Source organism: Methanoculleus sp., assembly GCF_020696975.1.
In the GTDB taxonomy this organism is placed as follows: Archaea; Halobacteriota; Methanomicrobia; order Methanomicrobiales; family Methanoculleaceae; genus Methanoculleus.
On sequence record NZ_JAJGBK010000014.1, the window covers coordinates 67,720 to 89,601 of the forward strand.

The window sequence follows — 21,882 nt, forward strand, 5'->3', positions numbered from 1 at the left end:
GAGAAGCGATGAGCGACGGACCGACCCCGGCAATGCGGCAGTATTACTCAGTGAAGGCCCGGTACCCCGATGCCGTCCTCTTCTTCCGGATGGGGGACTTTTATGAGACGTTCGGGGAAGACGCCGGCGTGGTAGCCCGGGAACTCGACATAACCCTGACGGCCCGGGGCAGGGACAGGAACGGCGACCGGATGCCGCTCGCGGGCGTCCCGCACCACGCCGCCGACGGCTACATCGCCCGCCTGGTGGGCAAGGGCTACAAGGTGGTGATCTGCGACCAGGTGGAGGACCCGAAGACCGCGAAAGGCGTCGTGAAACGGGAGGTCACGCGGGTGATCACCCCGGGAACCCTGATCGACTCCTCGATGCTCGGCTCGGCCGGGGCCCACTACCTGATGGCGGTCGCTCCCGACCAAAAAGAGACCTTCGGGCTCGCGTTCCTGGACGTCTCGACAGGGGAGTTCTTCGTCTCCTCCGGGAGCGGCGAGCGCGACTACGCCGATATCGTCTCGGAGGCGGTCAGGTACCGCCCAACAGAGGCGATCGTCCCGGAGAGCCTCAGCGGGGCGCTCCCCGGCCGGCTCGAGACCCTCGGGATGACAGTGAGCCGCTATCATGACGATGCCTTCGATACCGACGCGGCCTGCGAGCGCCTCTGCGAGCAGTTCGGGACGGCGACGCTCGACGGCTACGGGTGCGCAGAGATGCCGGGAGCAGTCGCAGCGGCCGGTGCGGCGCTCCGGTACGCCCAGGAGACCCAGCAGTCAGCCCTCCCCCACATAACGGGGCTTTCGACCCGGGTTCCGTCGGGGACGATGGTGCTTGACGCGATCACGCTGCGGAACCTCGAGATCACGACGGGCATCCGCGGCGTTGGCGACGGGAGCACCCTGCTTGCCGCGCTCGACGTCACGGAGACATCGATGGGGAGCCGGACGATGCGGTCGTTCCTGATCAGCCCCCTGGTCAGGAAGGACGCCATTGAGAATCGGCTCGACGCCGTGGCGTGGTTCCTCGACCGCACCCTGGAACGGCAGGCGCTTCGCGCGAGCCTCGGCGACTTTGCCGATATCGAGCGGATCGCGGGAAGGATCGCCTACGGGAACGCCGGGCCGCGGGATCTCGCGACACTCCGCGAGTCGCTGGAATCCATCCCGGACGTTAAAGCGCTCTTCTCCGGCGATCTCCCCGCCCTCGTCCGCGAGGCCCTCGACGCGATGGACGACCATCCCCGGGTCACGGACCTCGTCGGCAGGGCGATCGTGGACGAGCCCCCGGCGCTCGCAAAGTCCGGCGGGATGATCCGGGAGGGGTTCAACGAGAAACTCGACGAGCTCCGGCACCTCGCGACGACCGGGAAGGACTGGATCGCGGAGTTCCAGCAGCAGGAGCGGGAGAGGACCGGGATTAAGTCACTCAAGATCGGCTACAACCGGGTCTTTGGGTACTACATCGAGGTGACGAGACCGAACCTCTCCCTGGTGCCGCCGGAGTACGAGCGCCGGCAGACGACCGCGAACGGCGAGCGCTACACGATCCCCGACCTCCGGGAGAAGGAGGCGATGATCGCGACCGCCGAAGAACGCCTCGGGGCGCTTGAAGCGGAGATCTACGCCGAACTCGTCCGGACGCTCGCGGCGGAGGTCACCGGGCTCCAGGCGACCGCCCGGGCGGTGGGGCTGCTCGACGTCTACTCAGCCCTCGCGGAGGTCGCCGCCCGCTACGGCTACACCCGCCCCGTGATCGAGGAGAGCGGCCGGGTGGTCATCCGGGACGGCCGCCACCCGGTGGTGGAGCGGCACCTCCCGGTCCCGTTCGTCCCGAACGATACGGACCTTGACTCCACCGGCGACCAGATCATGATCATCACCGGGGCGAACATGGCGGGCAAGTCCACCTACATGCGGGCGGTGGCGCTCTGCTGCATCATGGCGCAGATGGGAAGTTTCGTCCCGGCCCGCCACGCCACCGTCGGGATCGTCGACCGGGTCTTCACCCGGGTGGGGGCGTTTGACGACCTTGCCTCGGGGCAGTCGACGTTCATGGTCGAGATGCTCGAACTTGCAAACATCTTGAACAACGCCACCGCAGCAAGCCTCGTCATCCTCGACGAGATCGGGCGCGGGACGAGCACGCTGGACGGGTGCGCCATCGCCCGGGCGGTGGTGGAGTTCCTGCACGGGAAGGCCTCCGCCGGTCCCCGGACCCTCTTTGCGACCCACTTTCATGACCTGATCGACCTTGAGGGGGCCCAGAAGCGGGTGAAGAACTTCCATTTCGCCGTGAGGGATACGGGGGAGGACGTCGTCTTCCTCCGTAAGATCATCCCCGGCGCGACCGACAGGAGTTACGGCGTCCACGTGGCGCACCTTGCCGGGGTCCCGAAGAAGGTGACCGACCGGGCGATGGAACTCTTAAAAGAGGCGTCGGCGCGGGAGATCCCGGCCGGCCCGCGGGCTCCCCGCTACACCCAGATGCTCCTCGTCGATCCCGGCGAGGGGGCCGTCCAGGAGAACCCCGCGGTCAGGGAGCTCAAAGACCTTAACCCGGACGAAATGACCCCGATCGAGGCGTTGAACACCCTCTGCCGTCTCCGGAAGATGGCAAACGGGGGGAGGAGCGGATAATGACGAAGATCCGGGTCCTCGACCCCGATACCGTGAACCAGATCGCCGCCGGCGAGGTCGTCGAGCGGCCGGCATCGGTGGCAAAAGAACTCCTTGAGAACGCCATCGATGCGGGTGCGACGAGCATCCTCGTCGACGTCACATCGGACATGGCCGCCGTCACGAAGATCCGGGTGACCGACGACGGCGAGGGGATGACGCCGGAGGAGGCGGTCCTCGCGTTTTCCCCCCACGCGACGAGCAAGATCCGGGATATCGCCGATCTCTCGGCCATCCATACCCTCGGGTTCCGGGGGGAGGCGCTCGCGAGCATCGCCGCCGTCGCGGAGGTGACGATGATCACCCGTCCGCGGGGCGCCGGGGCGCTCGCCGGGACCCGTGTGGTGGTCAGGGGCGGCGAGGTCGTGGAGAAGAGCGAGGTCGGTGCGCCGGAGGGGACGACGATCGTCGTGGAGCGTCTCTTCTACAACACCCCCGCCCGCCGGAAGTTCCTCAAAAGCAGGAACACCGAACTCGCCCACATCTACGCCGTTGTGGAGAACCTGGCCCTCGCGCACCGCGAGATTGCCTTTCGGGTGGTGCACAACGGCAAAGAGCGGATGGCGACCCAGCGGTCCGGGGAGGTTCTTGCCACCATCGCCGGGCTCTACGGCGCGGACCTTGCCCGGGCGCTCGTCCCGGTCGAGGGAAGGCTCCCGTTCATCCGCATAAGCGGTTACGTCTCCCGACCGTCGGAGAGCCGGGGGAACCCCTCGCAGGTCTTCGTGAGCATCAACGGCAGAAGCATCTCCTCCCGCCGGATCGCCGCCGCCGTCCGGGAGGGCTACGGCACCCTCCTCCCGAAGGACCGCTACCCGGTGGCGTTCATCGATCTTACGATCGAGACCGATCTTGTGGACGTCAACGTCCACCCGACAAAGAGGGAGGTCCGTCTCTCCCGGGAGCGGGAGATCACGGGGGCGATCGCGGCCGCCGTCGAGGAGGCCCTTGCCGGGCACGACCTCCTCGGTGACGGGGCGGCGGAACCGGTCCAGCAGCCGCTCGTGCCCTCAGAGCCCGCCCGGAATCCAGCCCCGGCGGCCGCCGAGCCCGAGGCGGCCTACGCGGTCGGGCACCGCGGTCTTGCCCGCTCTGATCGGCAACTCCGCCGGACGGAGACGGAGGGGCAGGAGAACCTCCTCCCCCCGATGGAGCCGATCGGGCAGGTTGCCGCGACCTACATCGTGGCGGAGGGGACCGACGGCACCCTCTACCTCGTCGACCAGCACGCGGCCCACGAACGGGTCCTCTACGACCAGGTCGCGGAGCAGCGCGATAAGGCGGCCGGGTCGCAGGAGTTGATCATGCCCGTCGTCCTCTCTCTCCCCCCGAAGGAGTCCGCCGCGCTCAGAGACGCCGTGCCCCTCCTCGCGGACGAAGGGTTCCTGGTGGAGGAGTTCGGCCGGGACACCTTCGCCGTCCGGGCGGTGCCGGTCGCTCTCGGCGCCGTCGAGGACCCCGGGAGAGTCCGGGAGACGATCGATGAGGTCCTCGCCGGGGAGGCCCGCACCGCTCCCGACCGGCGTGAGGCGGTCACCTGCATCGTCGCGTGCCGGGGTGCGGTGAAGGCCGGCGCCCTCCTCACCCCCGACCAGCAAAAGCGCCTCCTCATGCAACTCGCCCGGACGAAGACACCCTGGACATGCCCGCACGGGAGGCCGACGGTCGTGGCGTTCGATAAACGGAAACTCGACGGGCTCTTTCGGCGGGGGTAGAAAGACCACCCTCCCCGGGGGACCCTTATCGCGCCCAAAAATCCCCATTTCTGGAATACCCGGAAAACCTGAGGAGATATCGGTCAAATCCCGTATCACAATGGATTTATTCTTCGGGGATTAGAATGGCTATATGTCACAGGGGGGACTCCTCGCAGACGAAAGGAATGAACCGCGTGACACTCCAGCAGATCCGCCTCTGACGAAGACTCAGTGCAGAGGGGGACTGTATCACGACCGTGCGAACGACCCGGTCATCGAACCCTGCTTCGATCTCTCTCCCGAAGCGATCCTCCCCGCGGGCACCCCGGGATCCCGCCGGGGGAGGTCAGGTGACGGGGCATCCGGGAAACGCCCTACCTGATGGATACCTCTCAACAATCTATGTTACCCCGTCACCTTTTTTGCAGACCGCCTTTGTCCCTCATGAGCCGTGCGTGTACCCGGGAATCGAAGAGAGAAGAATGCCCGACCGGGCAAGGACTGCGGGATAGGAGGAGTTGCATCCGGCCGCGGGCAGGAAAAAAGGGGTTAGAGGAACCGGAACGACTCCGCCGCCGGGGCCGCATCAACGTTGTAGACGTCGTACTCAGCGGGGAATACCGTGTGCATGACCGAATACAGCGTATCATCCCTGATGGCATAGCGGATGACGAAGGTGTACCGGTCGTCCTCGACGATGGGGACGGAGAAGGTTGACTCGTACCCCGGGACGCCGTCAAGGGAGATCCTCTCTGTGGATACCCATTCGGCCCCTATATCGGCTTTGAGATCCTCTGCATAGGTCGTGTTCAGGGCCAGCAGGATCTCGTCGTCGGAGGAGTTCTTGCTCGCGAGCGGGATTGCGTTCACCCGGACCTCCTCGTGCTTCACCGGCGAGGAGAACCATACGCTCTCCCCGGACTCGGTGTAGAACCATCCCTCCGGGCAGGTGAGGGCATAGCCGTAGGTGGTATTGGTGTAGGTGCCGTTCCCCGGGACGGGTGCCGGGGTCGAGGTCGGGACCGGAGCGGGCTCACCCTCTCCCGGGCCGGGCGGCTGCGGTGCGGAGAGTCCCGGCAGCAGTACTGCGAGGACGGCAAGCACGGCGACCACGAGAACCCCGGTGATCAGCAGATGTCTTGAATTCATAGGCTCCGGGTACGTGGCTCAGGAGACCATAAATACCTTCAGTTACGCCGTGCCGGCAGGGATCCCCGGGCCGTCGAACCGCACCGGGTCAGGCCGGCAAGAATGAACCTGTTCCCGGGGTCAGAGGGGCGTGGCCGTGGGGACCGTGGCAGGAGCACGGACGTCGACAAGCAGGTCGTCAATGGAGTCCGCGTACTCCACCCGGATACCGAGATGCTCCTCGATATACTCTTTTGCGTCGACGATCTCCGGCTGCTGCCTCGCTATCCTCAGCCCGCCGATCGACCGGACATCCTCACCGTATGTGACCACCCGGTCGTTTCCTTCCGGCAGGACCAGGAGGGTCTTCCCGCTCGCCGCGGCGGCCTCGGCCTTCTCGAGGACCCCGCTGACCGGGCCGATGCTCCCGTCCTCACCGATGGTTCCCGTCACGGTCACACTCTCGTTGAGTTCGAACTCCTCCAGCACCGAGAGGAGGAGCGTGACCATCAGCGCCCCGGCACTCGGGCCGTCGATCTCGGAGACCTCCTCGGGCCCCTGGATGCTGAAGATGATGTCGCTCTCCGTAAGGTCCACGCGGGAGTCGTTGGCGGCAAAGACGACCGCCCGGTTCGCGGTCTCCTGGAAGACCGTCCCCATCAGGGGCGTTGTCTGAACAAGCACCCGCCCTCTCCCGGGCACGACCTCGACCGAGACGGTCACCATCGTCCCCTCTTCGGCCACCTCCTCGTAGACGAACGGGCCCCGGCCGCGCTCGACCTCGACCCTCTGGAGGATAACCGGTGCCTGCATCGAGGCCGTACCGACCTCGGCCGCCTTCTCCGGGACGGGAGCGGAGATGGTTGCCGTCGGGAGGGGACTGGTCTCTTCCGGTTTGGAGAGAGCCGGGGAGGGGTCCTCTCCCGGCATGAGGACGGCAGCCAGGAAGAAGACATTTGCAAACAGCGATAGAAGAAGCAGAATTGTCAGAGTCTTCCCCCGTATGCGCATATGGTGCCCGAATACCATTCGTTTGGATATATATCTTTCCGAATATGGCTCCCCTGAAGGGGGGCGGGTCTATGCGATGCACCCGTCCTGGGATTTCGGGAGCCCCCGGTGGGTCCTCGGCCTGATGACGATCGCAAACGCCCTCCACCCGGACCTCTTCGCCTTCAGGGTCGAGGAAGAAGCAGACAGGTTCTACCGCCGGTTCTATGGGGTGCCCTACCGGACGGCCGCCGACAACCGCTCGTTCGCCCGTCCCGGGGCGGAGCGGCGGTAGGCCGGGGCTCCCGTCAATCCTATTTTCGGACCGCCCTGACCTCGAGGCGCATCATATCTCAGACATCCCGGCGAAGTGCGGGACCAGAAACCCCTTCCCGGGTTAATCGAAAAAAGGTTGTCAAAGAACCCCGGGATCAGTTTTCCCCGCCGAGGTTCAGTTTCTTTGTCTTCCAGGCTCCCTGCCTGTAGAAGAACAGGTCGCAGAGGAACACCACCACGGTGCCGCAGACCACCGCGAACCAGATGAACTGTAACGGCATGCCCATCGCCACAAAGACTGCACCAAGGCCCACCTGCACGATCAGCTGCCCCGCGATCGCCGCGTACATGCCGGGTCTCGTCATCCCCGCACCGTTCATCGCAAATCCCATCGTCATCGCCATAGCGATCACGAAGTACGACGTCGGGATGATCTGCATGAACAGGATGCCGTTTGCAAGCGACTCGCCTGTCGCGCCGAAGATCGCCAGGAGAGACTTCGCGTGCAGCAGATACAGGATACCCACCATCGCCATAAACGAAGCATTCACGATCATCGCGATCCTGACTGTTTTCTCCGCCCTCTCTACTTTTCCTGCTCCAAGATTCTGCCCGACCATCACCGCGACTCCCGTGCAGAGCCCCATCACGAAGATCAGGCCCAGCATATCCAGACGCTGGCAGATACCGTATGCCGCCACCGCCGCCGTGCCGTAGAGTGCCACGATCGCCGTCATCCCCAGGAACGCAAAACTCCGGACCCCGCTCTGCACCGCTGACGGTATCATGATCTTCACGATATCCTTGATCAGCCGCGGTTCAAACGTCCACTTCTTCGGGAACCTGACCGGTCCGTTCTTTCTGGAAGGCAGATACATCGCCCCGATCAGAAGCAGCACGCCGGTCGTACGCGATGCAAGGGACGCATACGCGGACCCGGCTATTCCCAGTTCCGGGAAACCGCCAAGACCCGTGATCAGTGTCGGGTTCAGGATAATGTTCACGATATTCACTGCGATCATGACAAACATCGGCGTTCTGGAGTCTCCCGTACTCTGGAAGACGGTCGTCAGGATCATCAGCGTGACGAAGACGAACATCCCTATCAGCATCGGGGAGAGGAAGCGTGCCCCCGTCACTGCGACCTCGCTCTCCGCTCCAAGGAGCAGGAGGAGGTCCTGTGACCAGAAGATGCCGATGACCATAAGGATCGCTGAAAAGGCGAGTGCCAGATAGAGCGAATGCGCGAGGATTACCGGGATACGCTCAAACCGCTCTGACCCGTATGCTCGCGAGACGAACGCGGCCGTTGCCGTCACGGTCCCGAAGATAACTGTTGTAAGCACCAGTATGACGGATATGCTCATCGCTCCGCCGGCGATCGGGACATCGCCGAGTTTCCCGATGAAATACATATCCACCACCTCCAGGATGCTCGCGAGAAAATTGCTGATGATGATCGGAAGAGCCACAACCCAGAGGCCTTTTCCGACCGATCCTTCGGTGAGGAGATTATTGGAAGAGTTCATCGTCACGTTGTCACTTATTATTTGAGGTGAGAGACAATAAACATTGACCAAATAATCCACCGGATTTTAGTCGGTAAATTTAGATAATAGTGCTTTTCCGGGGCCTATACGGGGTATCGGAAACACCCGCTCGACATGAACGTTTGGCCGGGGGCGGAGTGGCGGGAGGCAGGGCACCGGATCCCTGATTTTTACCAAAAACGCCGGGGGGCAGCGATAATCAACATTAATTCGCTTAACGCAATTTCTATTCAAAAAGAACGTTTGAGAACTGTTTTATTCTATCCTGTTACATGCAGAAGTAATGATTCAGGTACCTGAGCGCTTTTTGCGCGTATATCGGCCGGCGTGCATTGTCGGCGTACTGATCCTCATCATCGCCGTTGCGGGCTGCACGAACACCGCCATCCCGGCCGGCGGGGATGCCATCTCCGGGAGGGTCACGGGAGACTATGCAGGGGGAACGATCTACATCGCGGCGATCGACGCCTCGGCGTATACCACGTCGGATCTCAGGGTCATGGAAACGGAGGGGCATCCCGAACGCTCACAGTATGTCAGCGGGTTTGCCACGCTCGATAAGCCGGGGGAGTACGTCGTCTCCGGGCTTGCCCCCGGGAACTACACCGTTTACGCCTGGGCGGACACCGACGACAACGGCCGGATCGACCACCTCGACTACCGTGACCCGACCGGGTGGTACCGCACCCCGTCCCACCTCACCCCCGTCCGGGTCGCCGTTACCCCGGGGAACGTCACGACCGGGATCGATATCACCCTCGTCGCCCCGACACCCTATCCCGACGAGGAGACGAACGTCACCGTCGGCAACGGCGGAGGAAGGCTCACCGTCATGAATGGCTGCCATGTTCTCCAGCTCCGGGGAACACCGGAGGAGCGCGCGTACGCCTATGGCTACCTCTGCGCCCCGCAGATCCGGGACTGGATCGACTACGTCCTGATCGAATCATTCATGCAGTCGCCCGCCGAGTACGAAGACCTCTTCATCCCACATATCCGGGAGCGCATGGCGCCGGCGAACCCGACCTACATGGCCCAACTCGACGCCATGCTCGCCGGGATGGCTGCAAGCGGCACGGACCTCCATATCCCGTCGCTTTCGCGGGACGTCACCCGCTACGACCTCCTTGCCGAGAATACCTACGATTTCATGCTCTACTACAAACTCTACGGCCTCATGATGGGCGATCTCGGCATGGACCTCGCCACTACGGGTGACGCCGGCGTGTCGCCGCACCTCTGCACGAGCGCGATCGCCTGGGGCAACCTGACGGCAAACGAGGAACTTGCCGGCGGGGTGATCCACGGCAAGAACATGGACGGGGAGAACGACCTGCGGAAGGTCACGGTGAACAGCCTGCTCATCATCGCTACCGACCCGGGTCCGGGCGCGAAACGCACGGTCGGGGTAGACTGGCCCGGGTTCATCGGGACGTTCAACGGCATGAACGAGGACGGCCTTGTGCTCGTGCCGCACTCGTCGCCGTCGATCCCGGACTGGAACGCGACCGACCTCGTGCCTACCAACTTCCTCTTCATGGACACGCTCAGAAACCAGAGCGACGTTGCCGGGGCATGGGCATACTGGCAGGTGGCGAACGGGACCCGGACCGGCGGGAACAACGCAGGGGTCTCGTCTCCCTACAGGAACGGCACGGGAAGCGTCCCGGCGGCGTTCGAAACGGACTCCTACGGCGGCGCGGCCCGCGGGCCGGGTGTCGTCGAGCCCGACGACCCCGACGGCCTCTTCATCACAAACAACTTCTATCTCTACCAGGGCGCCCATCCTCCTGCGGTCGAGCGGGTGGACGGCTACCACACTGAGGTCAGGCCCACCGACTACCGCTACCGGAACCTGCTCGCTCTCCTCGATAGCTACCGGAAAGAGGGACGGACCATCGGCACGTCGGAGATGATCGCGCTCATGCAGGCGGCATCCGTCTCGGAGGAGTACCAGGGCACAACCGAGTACACCTTCATCGCGTACCCGGATGCGGGCGCGTTCGCCCTGGCAAAAGAGGACCTCGCAGCGGGAATCCTGGATGCACCGTTTGCGAACTTCACGCACTTCGACTTCGATGAAGTGTTCGAGCGGCCCTCTCCGGCGTGAAGGGAGGACCCATTGCTCTTTTTACCGGGCATCAAGCCATCTGAGCCGGGTCGTCACTCACGCAGAGTCCAAAAAGAGAGAAGGGCATTTTACAGACTTCGCGTTCTTCGCGACTCGCACCTTCGGTGCTCAATGCGCGAGACCGTAATCTGCGAGCCTCACGCCCCCATCCGGCAGAGGTCCCGTGCCGCCCGGAGGACGTAGAGCCGCTCCCCCTCGATCGCCTGCTCGTCGACGATGAACGAGACGAACCCATGACGGGCGAAGACCTCCCGGACTTCGTCAACCCCGGTCAGGGACGAGACGAGGAGGAGGACCCTCCCGAAGGGCGCAAGCACTCTCCCCACATCCGCGATGAACCGTTCGATCACGACCCTCCCCGTCGGCCCGCCGTCGAGGGCATACTCCAGCCAGTCGTCAAGCCGCTCCTCCGGGAGGGTCGGAAGGTAGGGGGGGTTGAAGAGGATGAGGTCGAACGGGCCCGAGAGCCCCGCAAAAAGGTCGGTCCGGACCGCCGCCACGCCCCGGGCGCGGGCGCATGCCACCGCATGGGGGTTGATATCGGTCGCGAGAACCCTGGCCGCCCGGCCCATGAGCCCGGCCGCGACGTACCCGCTCCCGGTCCCGACTTCGAGCACCCGGTCGGTCGGGCGGACCTCCCGGAGCGCCGCCCGGAGGAGGAGAGCGGAGTCCTCGGCGGGGGGATAGACCTGGTCGGGGACCCCGCGGTCGCTCACCCTCAGCACCCGCTCATCCGGTTTGCTATCAGTGCGAACTCCTCAAGCGTCAGGTCCTCGGGCCGCCGCTGCAGGAGGTCGTCGGGGAGACCCGCGATCGTCCGCTCGAGGGTTTCCGGTGGAAAAGTGTCCTTACCGCTCCGGAGCCCCTTCCGGACGGTCTTACGCCGGTGGGAGAAGAGGACCCGGACCACACCGGCGTAGACCCGCCGGTCAGCGATCGGGTGCGGCGGCTCGTGGGGGGTGAGCCGGACCACCCAGGAGCGGACCTGCGGTTTCGGGCGGAAGGAGGAGGGGGAGAGATCCAGCAGGGGTTTCACGGAGGCGTAGGTCTGCACCATCACCGAGAGCCGGCCGACGTTCGACGTCCCCGGCGGCGCGATCATCCGCTGGGCAAACTCCTTCTGGTACATCAGAACGGCCACCTCAAACCCGATCTCAAGCAGCCGGAACGTGATCTTTGAAGAGACAGAGTACGGGAGGTTTGCGACGACGATATCGAACGGCGGGAGGTCCACCTTCTTTGCGTCACCAAAAACAATCTCAAGGCGACCATCGGCGATCTCGTCGGCAAACGTGATCTCGAGTTCCTCCACAAGAGCAGGATCGATCTCCACCGCAATCACGTTCGCGCCGCGGTCAAGGAGGGCGCGGGTGAGGACCCCTTCACCGGGTCCAATCTCGAGCACCCTCCGGCCCGAAACGTCGACAAAACCGGCAATCTTCTCGACGGCCCTCTGGTCGACGAGGAAATGTTGGTCCCGCGGAGCACTCATTTCGATGTGAAGATATGGTACTTCTCATCCGGATCCTCGATCTCGTGCAGGATCCGGTTGATGATCATCCTATCCGGGTGAGGGAGCGACTTAATCCGCGCGGAGATATCGGCGAAGGTCTCGAACGGCTTCTTCTCCCGCTGCTGGATCACCTCCCACATCAGTTTCTTCCCGATGCCGGGAAGCAGGTGCAGCATGTGGAACTTCGGCGTGATTGGGACGGACTTGTTGAAGAAGTCGACGAACCGCGCCTCATTCTCGCGGACGATCTGCTCGACCACAAACGGCAGTTCCAGTTTCGCCGTCGCCGTCAGGTCCTCGTAGCTGATCCGCCGCTTGACGCGCTCGATCTGCTTTCGTTCCGCATCACCGATGTAGACCCGGTCGTAGAGCTGGATATCCGCACCAGCCTTCGGGACGAGCTCGAGCAGTTTGAACTGGTCCATGCCGACGGCCTGGACAACCGGTTCACGCCTGTAGGCCGGACGCTGGTCGCTCGCGTACCCCATGGGGAGAACATCGAGGACTACCGCGTTCTCCTCTTTCCTTTCGGTCTTCATTGACACCACCCCTTCAATCAGAAGTGAGTCATTACCAGGTCAAGGATCTCGTCGAGCTCTTCCGTTGTAAGATTGAACCGTTCTTTGGCGTAGATTGCACGGAGTTCGTCCCGGGTCCGCGGCATCAGGTTTGCGATGCGGTAGGCGATATCCTCCTTCATCTTCTCGAGCTTCATGAGCTCGTCGACGAGGTCGCGGGCCTTCTCGGCTGACGTTTTTGCGAGGTGATTGGCATGCTCGATGCTCTTGCGGAGCTCGTAGGACATCTCATCTCCGGATTCGAGCCGGGCTGCCTCCACGGAAAGAAGTGTTTCACGCAATTCGGGGAGTAGCATCCGCTCTTCGCTGACGATTCGTTTTACCTTCATGCCAATCACTACTGTTGAGGATTATACCTTCTGCGCTTTTAGATGTTGCGGTCTCGCAATCACCTGTTTCATCGAATCTCCATCCCTGATTTCGAGCAGCCATGCGCGTCCGCGCTGTCCGATGACCGTGCCGGTCTTCCCGTGGAATCTCCGGTGGGGCATGCCCTTCTGGACACTCGGCTCGACGACGACATGCACTTTCTGCCCGATCTCGAACTCCTGAATCACCGAGGTGACCGGGGGGATACCGCGTTTTCGGAGGTCCTTCTTGAACTTATACCGCGTCTTCTTGCGTGGTCCATTGTGATGTGCCATGATTACTCACCATACTCGTTTGCTGTTTTGACCAGCATCACATCGAGGCTGACAACATTTGCGGTGCGCCCCAGGATCTGGGCAAGGCTGGGCTGGGTTCTGCCGCTGTCACCCGATACCAGTTCCTTGATGTAGAGGCCCGCTTCACCGACGACTTCGACCCAGTATCTGTCGTCTTGCCTGCCTGTACACTGGATATCGAGGACCTGCCGTTCCCGAACTTTATCTGCCCGTCGGTGTGACACCCGCTGGGGGGTGCGCTGTCGTATCGTTACACCTTTTAACTGATCGAGGGCCGCCCTGAGTTCATCTGGGGCTACAGGACCGTCGATCTCGACCAGGATCCTGTATTTTTTATGCGCCTTGTCGGACTTAAGGCTTTGCACCGTCTTCCGATCAGCCCATCCGGTCAGGTGGACCGCCACCCGCCCTTCTGCGCTCCGGTTGATCTCTTCCTCAAGCGCCGCGAGGTCCACCGAGCGTTTCCTCGGCTCCTCGACCTCCATTACGAAGGGGCGGCCCGACCCGAGCATCCGGGCGTCGATATCCTCCCGGCCGGCGCCGTGCAGGACGGCGTTCTCCGCGTCGAAGGCCTCGATCACCGGCCGGCCGATCAGTTCCTCGACGGAATCGACGTACTGTTTGCCGGTGAAGTTGCACTTCTCGCACCCGGCTCCGCGGCACGCCCGGCAGTCCCAGTGGGTCTGCGGGATGCCCCGCTCGTACTTCAGGTACCGGCCGAAGAAGAAGACCGGGTTGACCTGCACCTCGACCGAGTCTTCTGCAAGGTCGAGGATCGCCACGATGTCGGGTCGTTTCAGGTCGGCCGTCTTCCCGGTGAGGGCCGAGACGGCCTTCCCCACCTCCCGGTTCATCTCCGCCTTCATCGGTTCGGGGTCGCGGAGGGAGAGATCGCTCCAGACCATCTCCTCGCTCTCCGCCACAAGCGGCGGCACCTTCGTCCCGACGAGAAACGTATCAAACTCGATGCCGGCCAGGGTCTCGACGACCCTCGCAGCCCAGACATCGGTCCGGGAGAGTTCGCCGCCGCAGATCCAGCAGGATCCCGGGTCCGCTTCATGGTGCGGCACGTTAGCCGCGATCTCGCGCGTGATCCGCAGAGCCCTGCCCCGTTCCTCGTTCGTCAGTCCAAACGACCGCTTGCCGAAGAACCGCCCGAGGCAGTGGTTGCAGGTCTCGCCATACACAAGAATTGCTTCTACCTCTTCGATGATATCCATCAGGATTCCCTCCGGTCCATCTCGTTTAAGAGGACGGTGATAGTGTGATCGGCATGCAGCGACCGCGGCCCCACCGAGTAGCGGGAGTAGCCCTCGATGAGCGCCAGTTCCTCTGCGGTGAAGTTGTGGTGATCGGAGAGGAGGTAGGCCTCCGGGAGCGCCGGTGCGGTCCTGATATCCTCCCCCGCCTCGTCAAGAACGGCAAACGGGATCTCGGCGAGCAGCCGGGACAGCCCCCCGCGCCGGACGTAGACGCCCGGCGTCGACTCCCGAAACTCGTCGCCGCAGGGGATCGAGAGCGCCTTCTTGATCAGGGCGGCGCTGCTTCGCTCGTCCGGCGAGAGGTAACGGACCTCACTACCCCGGAAGAGGACGGTCTTCTCGGGCCCGGGCTCTCCGCAGAGGATGAGGTAACACTCGACGTCGCGCCGGAGATCGTGCGAGAGGAAGAACGAGGAGTTGACACAGCGGCAGAGGACGTCCATCCTCCCGCCGCTGCCTGCAAGATCGTTGAGGCTGAAGGTGCCGCTCGTCGCGGCAAGGTGGCCCACGATGGCAAACCGCTTCATCTACTGGGTCCTGCCGAACTTCTTCATCATGCGCTGCATGTTGAACTTGCCGCCGCCCATGCCCCGCATGCCCTTCAAGGCCCGCTGCATGATCTTGTAGTACTTGATGAGGTCCCGAACTTCGTCGGGGGACACACCGGCACCCCGGGCGATCCGCTGGACCCGGGAACCCCCGATGATCGAGGGGTCGTCGAGTTCCGGGGGTGTCATCGAGTCCATGATCACCTTGTAGCGCTGCATCTTGGTGCTGGTGATGTCATAGGCGTCGTCGGGGATCTGCATGCCCCCGAGGGGAAGCATGCTCATGATCTGCTTTAAGGGGCCCATCTTGTTCACCGCTTCGAGCTGCTTGTACATATCCCGGAGCGTGAACTTCCCCTTGAGCATGGCGTTGACATCGATATCCTCGGCCGAGACCGCCTCCTCCGCCCGCTCGACGAGGGCTTTTAAATCGCCCATCCCGAGCAGCCGGGAGATGAATCCGTCCGGGTCGAACCGTTCCAGGTCCTCGATCGTCTCGCCGCTCCCGATGAAGACGATGCCGCTCTGCGTCTCGGAGACTGCCGAGAGCGCACCGCCGCCTTTTGCCGTGCCGTCCATCTTGGTGACCAGGACACCGTCGATCCCGATCGCCGCGTGGAACCGGCGGGCCTGCTCGCTCGCCTGCTGGCCGAGCGCCGCGTCGATCACGAGCCAGCGGTGGTCGGCATGCGAGATCTCGTTGATGTTGATGATCTCCTCGATCAGGTTCTCCTCAAGGGCGTGTCGCCCCTGGGTATCGATGATGATGACCTCGTACTGCTTGCGGAACCTGGGGAGACCCTCCCGGACGATCTTGAGCGCGTCGGGCTCGTTCGGGTCCCCGTAGCAGGGAACACCGATCCGGTCGCAGAGCGTCTTTAGCTGGTCGTAGGCACCCGGCCGGAACGTATCGGCGCAGATCACCCCGACCCGCAGCCCCTTGCGCTGGAAGTAGCGGGCGAGTTTTGCGGTCGTCGTCGTCTTTCCGCTCCCCTGCAGCCCTGCCATCAGGATCGTCTGGGGTCCGAGCGCCACCTCACCGGGTTTGCCCATCAGCCGGACGAGTTCCTGGTAGACAATCCGCAGAACGTGCTCGCGGACACCCATCCCTTTCGGGGGCTCCTCCTCGAGGGCACGCTGCTTGATCGCCTGGGAGAGTTGCATCACGAGTTTGACGTTGACGTCGGCGGAGAGGAGCGCCCGTTGCAGGTCGCGCACCAGTTCGTCGACCGCAGCCCGGTCGATCACCGTCTTGCCGGCGAGTTTCTTGACCGCGTCCTTCAAGGACGCACCGAGGTTATCGAGCATCAGGCCTCACCACCGAGGAGTTCGTCGACCACGAGCCGGGGGGAGAACGGCATGATGTCGTCATACCCCTGGCCGGTCCCGAGGAAGAGGATCGGCTTTCCGACGGTATGCGCAACCGATATCGCCGCGCCGCCCTTGGGATCCATATCCGCCTTCGTCAGGACGACCGCATCGGTGCCGACGGCCTTGTTGAACTCGTCGGCACGGATGACCGCGTCGTTGCCCGCAACCGCCTCGTCGACGTAGACGACAAGGTCGGGCTTCATGACCCGCCGGATCTTCTCGAGCTGGCTCATGAGGTTGGCCCGGTTGTGGAACCGGCCGGCCGTATCGGCAAGGACGACATCGATCCCGTGCGCCTTCGCGTACTGGACCGTGTCAAAGAGGACTGCGGAAGGGTCGGCGCCGGCCTGGTGCTGGATCGTCTTGATGCCGAGACGGTCCGCATGGGTCCGGATCTGCTCGATTGCACCCGCGCGGAAGGTATCGCCCGCCCCGATCACGACCGTAAACCCGCTCTTCTGGAGATAGTGGCCGACCTTTGCGACCGTCGTCGTCTTGCCGGTCCCGTTCACGCCCGTAAAGAGGATCTTCACGGGCCGCTCGTGCTCGCGGATATACTCTGAGAGGTCGAGGCCGTCACCCAGCACGCCGCAGAGCGCCGACCGCAGGGTGGAGGCGACCAGGTCGTCGACCGAGGCACCGATCTTCCTGTGCCGGCCGACAAGGTCGCTCCTCATACGGGCGATGATCTCGTCCGTGACCGGGAGTGCGACGTCGCTCTCGAGAAGGACCATCTCGAGCTCAAAGAGCGGCTCCTCGATATCCTTCTCCTGGAGGAGGACCTCCCGCTCCCGGACAAGGACTTTTAACCTGTTGAAAAAGGTGGGCTCCACCCGCTCCTCCGGCGTCTCCTCCACGGGGGCCGGGGGTTCGGGTGCCGCCAGAGGAGCAGGCTCCGCAGCCTCTGCTAGGAGAGGCTGCTCGGCCGCTGCCGGTTCGGGGCCGGCGACCTCCTCGATATTCGAGGCAAATTTGGTCCTGATATTCTGAAGTTTTTTCTTTAAGGAATCAAACATTATCAACTTCCGCTCTGGCCTGCCGGGGCCTGCCGGGCTCCCCGGTAGGCCGCCTCAAGGCGCCGGGAGATCTCCCCTGCCTGCCCCTGCAGTTGCTCGACCGAACCTGCAACTTTCTTCCCGAGCGCCTCAAGTTCGGTTATCCGATCCCCGAGATACTCAACCGCATCAGTGGTGGCCCGCTCGACAGAGATGTCGGCCCCGACATTCACGAGGACATGCCCGGCGTCAAGCACCTTCACCCGGAGGAGAGCGCCGCCCCCGATGGGGAGAAGAACAGTGCTGTCCCCGTTCTCCTGGAGCGCCCGGAGCGTCTCAATGGCGGCGGCGGCCTCAAGCCGCTGCTGCTCGATCATCGAGAGCTGCTGCGTCAGGATCTCTATCTGCTGCCCGTACTCGTTCAAGTACATCTGAAGCGTCTGTATCTCGCGAGGATCTGCCTGGTCCACGTCATTCACCAGCTACTACGTTAACCGACTCGATGGTGATATAACTTCTCTTCAGGCGGTGTTTGCTCCCGATCTCAGTGAAAACCCTCTCTCTTGCCTGGTTCTCATTCGGGGCCCCGATGACCTTGCGGTACGGTTTCCACTCGTTGTTGATCTTGCACGCGCCCACAACTTCAAACGTCTGGTTCTCCATGACTGATTCACTCCAAAAATCCAAAGACTTCCTCAATTCGTCCGAGCTCAAACCCGGTCGTAACGGACCCTGCGATGTATCCTTTGCTGTTTGCAAGAAGCCCGGTCCCGACGAGACCGCTTCCCATGTTGACCGACCCGAGGCCGATCGGGAGGTCGACGACCCGCTCAAGGGCGGCGATCTCCGTGTCGTTGGCTCTCGAGTGGACGAGGATCCCCTTATTCGTCGCATGTCCGGCCATACCGACGGTCTTGATGCCCCCGAGCGAGAGCCGGATCACCGGCACTCCAAGGAACGACCCGATCTCCTCGGCGACACCGATCTCCATATCGGAATGGACGGCGGCAACGTAGTCGTTTGCGAGGATCACGTTGCCCGCTGCATTCATGGAACCCTCGAGCAGGAGGATATCACGGTAATCCTTCAGGACCGCAAGTTCCTCATCGGAAGCGAGACCGCTGACGATCAGGCCCTGGCTGTTTCCCGCAACAAGCGACCCGATGATGCTGCTCCCCTGGATAGAGGTGGTTACGATATCGACATCGAGTTCCCGCGCGAGAGCCCCGGTGAACTCCTCGGGCGCCCCGGGATACACGATCGCGATATCCTCAAAGACGCGGGCGTAAACACCGATGTTCGGATCCCCGGCGAGATCGATCGTTCCTGTCATTTCACTCCTCGGCGAGCTCGGCCTGGACCTGCCCGTCCTCGAACTTCATCGCGCGGACGCGAATCTTTCGCGGGGGCTTGGAATTACCGTTCTCCCAGACCTTCTCGTTGATGCTCTTATCCAGTTTGACGTCCTCGCTCTTCATGTGCCGGACGAGGAACGCCCTGATGTCCTTGATGGCGGTGTTGCCCCGCTTCCACCGGGGTGAACGCTTCACCTCGCGGAGAGGGATGATATAGATGTGCTCTTTCAATGCCTCTGCCATGGTTCTACACCTTTAAGCTGCTCCGTCTCCAGTTGCGCCGCTTCGGATGCGACGCGACTGCACGGTTGGTCCTGATCATCACCCATGCCGGCACGCGGCGGTTCTGCTCGCATGCCTTCGCCAGCCGGATCTTCCGGCCCTTCATTAACTTGCTCATAACTCTCACTCTTATACCTTTCAGGTCTCCCGCATCCCGACCACCAGCGACTGCAGGTGGCGGGGAGGAAAGAGTCTCGCCGGATCGATGCCGCGATCGAGGATGGCGCTCCGGATCTCCTGCTCGTAATCACCGTTCCCGATGCTGCCCGTCTCCCCGTAACGGACCACGAGCAGCCTATCCGCGAGGCGTTCCACCTCCGGTTTCCCGTAGCCGAGGAGCGGCCGGACGTAAGAGCGGCCGGTGGTCATCTCCAGGTGCTGCACCTCGGAGCGCTCGAGCCGGGGAACCCGGTCCTCCCGGCGGGTGCCGTCGCCGACAACCGCATACTCATGCATGAGGGTCTCGACGGCCGTCCGGTGGACCATGTTGATCGCGTCGTTCGGGTAGCCGCACGAGAGTGCCAGGTCCACGGCCTCACAAAGGAGGTCTCTTCCGAGCACCCTCTTCTTGAAGGGGAGGTTTAAGGCGGCCGCTGCAGCCTGCACCGCCGGGACCTCACGGTCGGGGTCGAATACACAGGCATTCAGTTCCACGTCGTAGTCGCGCGCGAGCATGAGCGCCGCGAGCGAACTGTCTTTCCCTCCCGAGAAGAGCATACCCGCTTTCATTACTTCCGCGTAATCCTGAACTCTTTTTTGGACGGCGTCAACTGGGTAAGCAGGGCCTTTAACTGATCGTCAGTGATCCGCTGCCGGATCCTGCCGCTCTGGGCCAGCATCACCAGTTGCTGCTCGACCGCTTTCGCAAACTCAGGCCGGGTCAACTTGATGGTATTGAGCCTCTCCCTCGCATCAGGTTCGAGGATCTCCATGAGCATGACGCGGATCTGTGAGTCGATCTGCCGCTGGCGTTCCGCCTCCTCCTCGACTGCCTGTTGATCCATCGCCTGCCGTTGCATCTGTTCCATCTTCCGGCGGCGGAGTTCCGCGAGTTCGTCGTCTACCATCAGTCATGCCCCCGGTCGATCAGTATTTGGCAATGCCAGGTGCGGTCTCGGCTACCTGAGCCTTCAGGCCGTTCGCGATGTTGTCGAGGAACGATCTCCCCGCCGCGGTGACCGTGCGCCCCTCGCTACCGTGGGAGACGTACCCGGCTGCCTCGAGCTGCTGGAAGACCTTCCGGACAATCGAGCCGCTTCCCTTCCGGAACTGCGAGGGTGCCGAGCCGCGGTCACGCTTGCCGCCATAGGCGGAGCGCATCCTCTGGGCTCCCACCGGGCCGTCGGTATAGATACGCCGGAATACTGCCGCCGCACGCACGTACCACCAGTCGTCATTCTCGGGGGGCATCTCTTTGTGTACCCCCGTCTTTGCAAAATTCGCCCAGTCAGGGGGCTGAATCTGCGCGTTTTTCTTGAGTTCTTCTGCCACCTGCCGGATGAACAGTTCGGCAGGGATGTCGTATACAGTCGTCATAGATGAACCTCACTATCGCTAACAGTCTTTACATATTCGTCCAGTGATGTTTTATATATTTCGAGAATCTCGCCCGGGAGATCGGCTTCGCCGCTCCGCGAGGACGAGGGTCCGCCCGCGGACCTCGACGAGCGTCGCACCGGCCGATGCCGCTATCTCTTCGGGATCGACCTCGGTGTTCCGGAGCCACCTGACCTTGACAATCTTGCGGTCTTTCAACTGGCGCCGGATCTCGTCGATCATGACATCTGTTATACCACGCTTCCCCACCCAGATGGTGGGCTTGAGATCCTGATATGACTCTCTGCTCATTCTTGAGGCCTCCCGACCGGATACCGTGACCGGTGCCCGCAGGCAAGACAGGTGACAACCACGTTTCCGCGGTGGATCCTGACCCGGGCATTCGACCCCGGGACCAGGTACGCGCTGCACCGGCGACAGAACCGGCGTTTCAGCGGCCGCTCTATCCGCACCCGGTGGCGCATGCCTATCTTTCGCGCGAGCGCAACACACCGGTTGCTCCAGGCGGGGTTCTCCGGGTAAAACTCCGCTGCACGCGCAAAGAGGAGAGCGATTCTCTCCCGGGCGAGCCTTCTGGAGCCCGATCTTCGTGTAGTATCTGCCATGATCCGTTCCAGTAGCGGGTCTTGAGGTTGGAGGCGAGAGAATAAATAAGGATTTGATGGAGAGGTCAGCGGATCCGCACCCGGCGGCCGGCGACCTCCAGGCGGTCCTCGCAGAAGAGTTTTACGGCGAGAGGGAGGGCCTGGTGCTCCTCGGCGAGGATCCGCTCGGCGAGCGTCGACTCGTCGTCGTCAGGGAGGACCGGGACGCAGCGCTGGACGACGATAGGGCCGGTATCCGTCCCCTCGTCAACGAGGTGGACGGTGCATCCGGCAACCTTCACCCCGTACTCGATCGCCTGCCTCTGCGCGTGCAGGCCGGCAAATGCCGGGAGCAGGGCGGGATGAATGTTCATCATTCTCCCCGAGAACTCGTGGACGATCCCGGCGCCCAGGATCCGCATGTAGCCGGCGAGGACGAAGAGGTCCGCCCGGCAGCCGCGCATCGCTTCAAGGAGCGCCTCCTCGTAGGCAGCTTTCGTCGGGAACCGCGCATACTCGACGACCGTCGCCGGGATGCCGGCAGCCTTTGCCCGCTCTATCGCGTACGCCCCGGGGTTGTCGGTGACGAGGCCGACACAGACCGCGGGGATCTCCCCGGACGCGATGGCATCGATCACTGCCTGAAAGTTCGATCCTCGCCCGGAGGCAAGCACTGCAATCCGTTTTCTGTTATTCGGTCTCTCTGGATCCATAGGTACCATTCTCCCGACTCC

General features: G+C 63.0%; 27 protein-coding genes. 4 read left to right on the top strand and 23 right to left on the bottom strand.

Annotated elements, in window-relative coordinates; genetic code table 11:
- The first annotated feature begins 8 nt into the window (after positions 1-8).
- Together mutS and mutL are read left to right on the top strand one after the other, a co-directional pair.
- Positions 9-2,627 (top strand): DNA mismatch repair protein MutS, encoded by a 2,619-nt coding sequence (mutS, locus tag QZ650_RS03475; protein ID WP_292517168.1) that lies wholly within the window; start codon positions 9-11, stop codon positions 2,625-2,627.
- On the top strand, positions 2,627-4,381 hold the full coding sequence (gene mutL, locus QZ650_RS03480; protein WP_292517171.1) for a DNA mismatch repair endonuclease MutL: 1,755 nt from the start codon (positions 2,627-2,629) through the stop codon (positions 4,379-4,381). The genes mutS and mutL overlap by 1 nt, the downstream gene beginning before the upstream one ends.
- A gap of 531 nt (positions 4,382-4,912) precedes the next feature.
- Here the strand turns inward: mutL and QZ650_RS03485 are convergent.
- Together QZ650_RS03485 and QZ650_RS03490 are read right to left on the bottom strand one after the other, a co-directional pair.
- Positions 4,913-5,512, bottom strand: coding sequence for a hypothetical protein (locus QZ650_RS03485; protein ID WP_292517175.1), 600 nt, complete (start codon positions 5,510-5,512; stop codon positions 4,913-4,915).
- Between the two features lie 120 nt (positions 5,513-5,632).
- Positions 5,633-6,502 (bottom strand): S16 family serine protease, encoded by an 870-nt coding sequence (locus tag QZ650_RS03490; RefSeq protein WP_292517178.1) that lies wholly within the window; start codon positions 6,500-6,502, stop codon positions 5,633-5,635.
- A gap of 76 nt (positions 6,503-6,578) precedes the next feature.
- Here QZ650_RS03490 and QZ650_RS03495 point away from each other — a divergent pair, with 76 nt between their 5' ends.
- Positions 6,579-6,776, top strand: a complete 198-nt coding sequence (locus QZ650_RS03495; protein WP_292517180.1) for a hypothetical protein — start codon at positions 6,579-6,581, stop codon at positions 6,774-6,776.
- A 136-nt stretch (positions 6,777-6,912) separates the two neighbouring features.
- Here the strand turns inward: QZ650_RS03495 and QZ650_RS03500 are convergent, their stop codons facing one another.
- Entirely contained in the window at positions 6,913-8,286 is a 1,374-nt protein-coding gene (locus QZ650_RS03500; RefSeq protein WP_292517416.1) for an MATE family efflux transporter, read from the bottom strand.
- Positions 8,287-8,590: 304 nt separating this feature from the next.
- Here QZ650_RS03500 and QZ650_RS03505 point away from each other — a divergent pair, with 304 nt between their 5' ends.
- Complete coding sequence (locus QZ650_RS03505) at positions 8,591-10,417, top strand: hypothetical protein (protein ID WP_292517183.1); 1,827 nt, start codon at positions 8,591-8,593, stop codon at positions 10,415-10,417.
- A gap of 158 nt (positions 10,418-10,575) precedes the next feature.
- Here QZ650_RS03505 and QZ650_RS03510 read toward each other — a convergent pair whose 3' ends face one another.
- The 20 genes from QZ650_RS03510 to purN form a co-directional block, all read right to left on the bottom strand.
- Complete coding sequence (locus QZ650_RS03510; protein ID WP_292517185.1) at positions 10,576-11,154, bottom strand: HemK2/MTQ2 family protein methyltransferase; 579 nt, start codon at positions 11,152-11,154, stop codon at positions 10,576-10,578.
- A 2-nt stretch (positions 11,155-11,156) separates the two neighbouring features.
- Positions 11,157-11,930, bottom strand: a complete 774-nt coding sequence (gene rsmA / locus QZ650_RS03515) for a 16S rRNA (adenine(1518)-N(6)/adenine(1519)-N(6))-dimethyltransferase RsmA (RefSeq protein WP_292517188.1) — start codon at positions 11,928-11,930, stop codon at positions 11,157-11,159.
- The gene (locus QZ650_RS03520; protein ID WP_292517191.1) at positions 11,927-12,490 is read right to left on the bottom strand and encodes a DUF655 domain-containing protein; all 564 of its coding nucleotides are present in this window, start codon (positions 12,488-12,490) and stop codon (positions 11,927-11,929) included. Before QZ650_RS03520 ends, rsmA begins: the two co-directional genes overlap by 4 nt.
- Before the next feature lie 17 nt (positions 12,491-12,507).
- On the bottom strand, positions 12,508-12,858 hold the full coding sequence (locus tag QZ650_RS03525; protein WP_292517194.1) for an RNA polymerase Rpb4 family protein: 351 nt from the start codon (positions 12,856-12,858) through the stop codon (positions 12,508-12,510).
- 21 nt (positions 12,859-12,879) lie between these two features.
- Positions 12,880-13,173: a 50S ribosomal protein L21e gene (locus QZ650_RS03530; RefSeq protein WP_292517198.1), complete on the bottom strand. Its 294-nt coding sequence runs from the start codon at positions 13,171-13,173 to the stop codon at positions 12,880-12,882.
- 2 nt (positions 13,174-13,175) lie between these two features.
- Positions 13,176-14,414 carry a tRNA pseudouridine(54/55) synthase Pus10 gene (locus QZ650_RS03535; protein ID WP_292517201.1) on the bottom strand — a complete coding sequence of 413 codons (1,239 nt, stop codon included), beginning with the start codon at positions 14,412-14,414 and terminating at the stop codon, positions 13,176-13,178.
- Positions 14,414-14,983, bottom strand: coding sequence for a tRNA (pseudouridine(54)-N(1))-methyltransferase TrmY (gene trmY / locus QZ650_RS03540; protein ID WP_292517203.1), 570 nt, complete (start codon positions 14,981-14,983; stop codon positions 14,414-14,416). Before trmY ends, QZ650_RS03535 begins: the two co-directional genes overlap by 1 nt.
- The gene (locus tag QZ650_RS03545) at positions 14,984-16,312 is read right to left on the bottom strand and encodes a signal recognition particle protein Srp54 (protein WP_292517206.1); all 1,329 of its coding nucleotides are present in this window, start codon (positions 16,310-16,312) and stop codon (positions 14,984-14,986) included.
- Positions 16,312-17,391, bottom strand: coding sequence for a signal recognition particle-docking protein FtsY (gene ftsY / locus QZ650_RS03550; protein ID WP_292517209.1), 1,080 nt, complete (start codon positions 17,389-17,391; stop codon positions 16,312-16,314). Before ftsY ends, QZ650_RS03545 begins: the two co-directional genes overlap by 1 nt.
- Before the next feature lie 2 nt (positions 17,392-17,393).
- The gene (gene pfdA / locus QZ650_RS03555; protein WP_366830363.1) at positions 17,394-17,849 is read right to left on the bottom strand and encodes a prefoldin subunit alpha; all 456 of its coding nucleotides are present in this window, start codon (positions 17,847-17,849) and stop codon (positions 17,394-17,396) included.
- Positions 17,842-18,033: a 50S ribosomal protein L18Ae gene (gene rpl18a / locus QZ650_RS03560; RefSeq protein ID WP_292517211.1), complete on the bottom strand. Its 192-nt coding sequence runs from the start codon at positions 18,031-18,033 to the stop codon at positions 17,842-17,844. The genes pfdA and rpl18a overlap by 8 nt, the downstream gene beginning before the upstream one ends.
- A gap of 7 nt (positions 18,034-18,040) precedes the next feature.
- The gene (locus QZ650_RS03565) at positions 18,041-18,703 is read right to left on the bottom strand and encodes a translation initiation factor IF-6 (protein ID WP_292517213.1); all 663 of its coding nucleotides are present in this window, start codon (positions 18,701-18,703) and stop codon (positions 18,041-18,043) included.
- Position 18,704: 1 nt separating this feature from the next.
- Positions 18,705-18,968, bottom strand: a complete 264-nt coding sequence (locus QZ650_RS03570) for a 50S ribosomal protein L31e (protein WP_292517216.1) — start codon at positions 18,966-18,968, stop codon at positions 18,705-18,707.
- Between the two features lie 4 nt (positions 18,969-18,972).
- Positions 18,973-19,125: a 50S ribosomal protein L39e gene (locus QZ650_RS03575; protein WP_214019632.1), complete on the bottom strand. Its 153-nt coding sequence runs from the start codon at positions 19,123-19,125 to the stop codon at positions 18,973-18,975.
- A 20-nt stretch (positions 19,126-19,145) separates the two neighbouring features.
- Positions 19,146-19,736: an alpha hydrolase gene (locus QZ650_RS03580; RefSeq protein ID WP_292517218.1), complete on the bottom strand. Its 591-nt coding sequence runs from the start codon at positions 19,734-19,736 to the stop codon at positions 19,146-19,148.
- Positions 19,736-20,074 (bottom strand): DNA-binding protein, encoded by a 339-nt coding sequence (locus QZ650_RS03585; RefSeq protein ID WP_292517221.1) that lies wholly within the window; start codon positions 20,072-20,074, stop codon positions 19,736-19,738. Before QZ650_RS03585 ends, QZ650_RS03580 begins: the two co-directional genes overlap by 1 nt.
- 19 nt (positions 20,075-20,093) lie before the next feature.
- A complete protein-coding gene (locus tag QZ650_RS03590; protein ID WP_292517224.1) occupies positions 20,094-20,543 on the bottom strand; it encodes a 30S ribosomal protein S19e in 450 nt (149 codons plus the stop codon).
- A 51-nt stretch (positions 20,544-20,594) separates the two neighbouring features.
- Complete coding sequence (locus QZ650_RS03595; RefSeq protein ID WP_292517227.1) at positions 20,595-20,855, bottom strand: YhbY family RNA-binding protein; 261 nt, start codon at positions 20,853-20,855, stop codon at positions 20,595-20,597.
- Positions 20,852-21,169, bottom strand: coding sequence for a ribonuclease P protein component 4 (locus tag QZ650_RS03600; RefSeq protein ID WP_292517230.1), 318 nt, complete (start codon positions 21,167-21,169; stop codon positions 20,852-20,854). Before QZ650_RS03600 ends, QZ650_RS03595 begins: the two co-directional genes overlap by 4 nt.
- 65 nt (positions 21,170-21,234) lie before the next feature.
- Positions 21,235-21,861, bottom strand: coding sequence for a phosphoribosylglycinamide formyltransferase (gene purN / locus QZ650_RS03605; protein ID WP_292517233.1), 627 nt, complete (start codon positions 21,859-21,861; stop codon positions 21,235-21,237).
- Between the last annotated feature and the right edge of the window lie 21 nt (positions 21,862-21,882).

Coding starts and splice junctions, on each gene's coding strand:
- mutS (WP_292517168.1), top strand. CDS start 9: ATGAGCGACGGACCGACCCCGGCAATGCGGCAGTATTACTCAGTGAAG.
- mutL (WP_292517171.1), top strand. CDS start 2,627: ATGACGAAGATCCGGGTCCTCGACCCCGATACCGTGAACCAGATCGCC.
- QZ650_RS03485 (WP_292517175.1), bottom strand. CDS start 5,512: ATGAATTCAAGACATCTGCTGATCACCGGGGTTCTCGTGGTCGCCGTG.
- QZ650_RS03490 (WP_292517178.1), bottom strand. CDS start 6,502: ATGCGCATACGGGGGAAGACTCTGACAATTCTGCTTCTTCTATCGCTG.
- QZ650_RS03495 (WP_292517180.1), top strand. CDS start 6,579: ATGCACCCGTCCTGGGATTTCGGGAGCCCCCGGTGGGTCCTCGGCCTG.
- QZ650_RS03500 (WP_292517416.1), bottom strand. CDS start 8,286: ATGAACTCTTCCAATAATCTCCTCACCGAAGGATCGGTCGGAAAAGGC.
- QZ650_RS03505 (WP_292517183.1), top strand. CDS start 8,591: ATGATTCAGGTACCTGAGCGCTTTTTGCGCGTATATCGGCCGGCGTGC.
- rsmA (WP_292517188.1), bottom strand. CDS start 11,930: ATGAGTGCTCCGCGGGACCAACATTTCCTCGTCGACCAGAGGGCCGTC.
- QZ650_RS03520 (WP_292517191.1), bottom strand. CDS start 12,490: ATGAAGACCGAAAGGAAAGAGGAGAACGCGGTAGTCCTCGATGTTCTC.
- QZ650_RS03525 (WP_292517194.1), bottom strand. CDS start 12,858: ATGAAGGTAAAACGAATCGTCAGCGAAGAGCGGATGCTACTCCCCGAA.
- QZ650_RS03530 (WP_292517198.1), bottom strand. CDS start 13,173: ATGGCACATCACAATGGACCACGCAAGAAGACGCGGTATAAGTTCAAG.
- QZ650_RS03535 (WP_292517201.1), bottom strand. CDS start 14,414: ATGGATATCATCGAAGAGGTAGAAGCAATTCTTGTGTATGGCGAGACC.
- trmY (WP_292517203.1), bottom strand. CDS start 14,983: ATGAAGCGGTTTGCCATCGTGGGCCACCTTGCCGCGACGAGCGGCACC.
- QZ650_RS03545 (WP_292517206.1), bottom strand. CDS start 16,312: ATGCTCGATAACCTCGGTGCGTCCTTGAAGGACGCGGTCAAGAAACTC.
- ftsY (WP_292517209.1), bottom strand. CDS start 17,391: ATGTTTGATTCCTTAAAGAAAAAACTTCAGAATATCAGGACCAAATTT.
- rpl18a (WP_292517211.1), bottom strand. CDS start 18,033: ATGGAGAACCAGACGTTTGAAGTTGTGGGCGCGTGCAAGATCAACAAC.
- QZ650_RS03565 (WP_292517213.1), bottom strand. CDS start 18,703: ATGACAGGAACGATCGATCTCGCCGGGGATCCGAACATCGGTGTTTAC.
- QZ650_RS03570 (WP_292517216.1), bottom strand. CDS start 18,968: ATGGCAGAGGCATTGAAAGAGCACATCTATATCATCCCTCTCCGCGAG.
- QZ650_RS03575 (WP_214019632.1), bottom strand. CDS start 19,125: ATGAGCAAGTTAATGAAGGGCCGGAAGATCCGGCTGGCGAAGGCATGC.
- QZ650_RS03580 (WP_292517218.1), bottom strand. CDS start 19,736: ATGAAAGCGGGTATGCTCTTCTCGGGAGGGAAAGACAGTTCGCTCGCG.
- QZ650_RS03585 (WP_292517221.1), bottom strand. CDS start 20,074: ATGGTAGACGACGAACTCGCGGAACTCCGCCGCCGGAAGATGGAACAG.
- QZ650_RS03590 (WP_292517224.1), bottom strand. CDS start 20,543: ATGACGACTGTATACGACATCCCTGCCGAACTGTTCATCCGGCAGGTG.
- QZ650_RS03595 (WP_292517227.1), bottom strand. CDS start 20,855: ATGAGCAGAGAGTCATATCAGGATCTCAAGCCCACCATCTGGGTGGGG.
- QZ650_RS03600 (WP_292517230.1), bottom strand. CDS start 21,169: ATGGCAGATACTACACGAAGATCGGGCTCCAGAAGGCTCGCCCGGGAG.
- purN (WP_292517233.1), bottom strand. CDS start 21,861: ATGGATCCAGAGAGACCGAATAACAGAAAACGGATTGCAGTGCTTGCC.